This window comes from Amycolatopsis sp. cmx-8-4 (assembly GCF_046548675.1).
Lineage (GTDB): Bacteria > Actinomycetota > Actinomycetes > Mycobacteriales > Pseudonocardiaceae > Amycolatopsis.
Map to the genome: position 1 here is coordinate 1 of NZ_JAEBDZ010000087.1, position 1,163 is coordinate 1,163.

At 61.7% G+C, this 1,163-nt stretch carries 1 protein-coding gene; it reads left to right on the plus strand.

Annotated elements, in window-relative coordinates:
- A partial coding sequence (locus ACLJQZ_RS48500) for an IS256 family transposase (protein WP_410628501.1) occupies positions 1-1,163 on the plus strand: 1,163 nt, incomplete at both ends.

Sequence of the window (1,163 nt, forward strand, 5' to 3'; positions counted from 1 at the left end):
GGGGCTGGCGTTGACCGGCCCGGACGGCTTGCTGAAGCTGTTCACCAAGAACGTGCTGGAAACAGCGTTGAACGAGGAAATGACCGAGCATCTCGGGCACGAGAAGCACCAGGCCGAGTCGGGTCGGGAATCAACGAACGTGCGGAACGGGACCCGGTCGAAGACCGTGATCTCAGATGCCGCCGGCGAGGTCGGTATCGATGTGCCGCGGGACCGGGAGAGTACGTTCGAGCCGCAGATTGTGAAGAAGCGGCAACGTCGGCTTACCGAGGTGGACGAGATCGTGTTGTCGTTGTATGCGAAGGGAATGACGACCGGGGATATTTCGGCGCATTTCGCCGAGATCTACGGATCCTCGGTCAGTAAGGAAACGATCTCCCGGATCACCGACAAGGTCGTCGCTGAGATGCAGGAGTGGTCCAGCCGGCCGCTCGACCCGGTGTATGTGGCCGTGTTCATCGACGCGATCCATGTCAAGGTCCGTGACGGGCAGGTCGCCAACCGGCCCGTCTACGCCGCCATCGGCGTCACTATCGACGGCTGCAAGGACGTTCTGGGCCTGTGGATGGGAACCGGCGGCGAGGGCGCGAAGTTCTGGATGAGCGTGCTGATCGATCTGAAGAATCGCGGCGTCGGTGACGTGTTCTTCCTGGTCTGTGACGGTCTCAAAGGCCTGCCCGACGTCGTGACGAATGTGTGGCCGCTAACCATTGTGCAGACCTGCATCGTTCACCTCATCCGGAACACGTTCCGGCTGGCGTCGCGGCGGGACTGGGATGCGGTGAAACGAGACATCAAACCCATCTACACCGCGCCCAGCCCGAAGGCTGCGCTGGCAGCCCTCGATGACCTCGACGAGAAATGGGGGAAGAAATACGGTGCCATGATCCGACTGTGGCGTAACGCTTGGGAGGAATTTGTTCCGTTCCTTGACTATGACGTCGAGATCAGGGGCATGATCTGCTCGACGAACGCGATCGAATCGTTGAACGCCCGCTACCGGCGGGCGATCCGCGCACGTGGGCATTTCCCGACCGAGCAGTCCGCGATGAAGTGCCTGTATCTTGTGACTCGCAGCCTGGACCCGACCGGGACTGGCCGCGCCCGGTGGACGATGCGGTGGAAGCCAGTGATCAACGCGTTCGCCATCACGTTCGGTGACC